Below are 484 nucleotides of genomic sequence, written 5' to 3'. Positions count from 1 at the left end.
TTCGCTATTGGCGGTGGAGCTCACAGCACATGTCATGGCAATCAATGTCGCCCGCATCGGCGCCAAATATTTCATGCCGTGAATCAGTCTTGTGGTTTGGGCGTCAGGTCAGCAGAGAAGTCTTGCTGCAGCGTGTCGGGAACATCTTCGGGGTACAGCGGTCGGGCGAAATAGTATCCCTGGAGCAGATGGCAGCCTTTGGCCACGAGGTAGTCGAGCTGGTCTTTCTGTTCAATGCCTTCTGCGATCACGCGTAAATTGAGGGTGTTCGACAAGGCAATAATGGCGTCGACTATCGCGGCACCATCGGTGGTGTCGAGGTCAGCGACAAAGCTCTGGTCGATTTTCAATGTGTCGATCGGGAAGCGCTTCAAATAACTGAGCGAGGAATAGCCGGTGCCGAAGTCGTCTACCGCGACTTCCAGTCCAAGCTCCTTGAGCTCGCTCAGCTTTTTAATGTTGGCTGGCGCATCGTTCATGATGG

The 484-nt window shown here is 54.1% G+C and carries 1 protein-coding gene; it reads right to left on the bottom strand.

Annotation, left to right across the window (positions count from 1 at the left end; all coding sequences use genetic code 11):
• Window positions 1–83: 83 nt before the first annotated feature.
• On the bottom strand, window positions 84–484 hold a 401-nt coding region (locus A3709_RS12645; protein WP_156507752.1), incomplete at its 5' end, for an EAL domain-containing protein.

Origin of the sequence: Halioglobus sp. HI00S01 (assembly GCF_001635445.1) — a bacterium.
Classification (GTDB): Bacteria; Pseudomonadota; Gammaproteobacteria; order Pseudomonadales; family Halieaceae; genus Halioglobus; species Halioglobus japonicus.
This window is presented reverse-complemented; position numbering and strand designations above follow the sequence as displayed.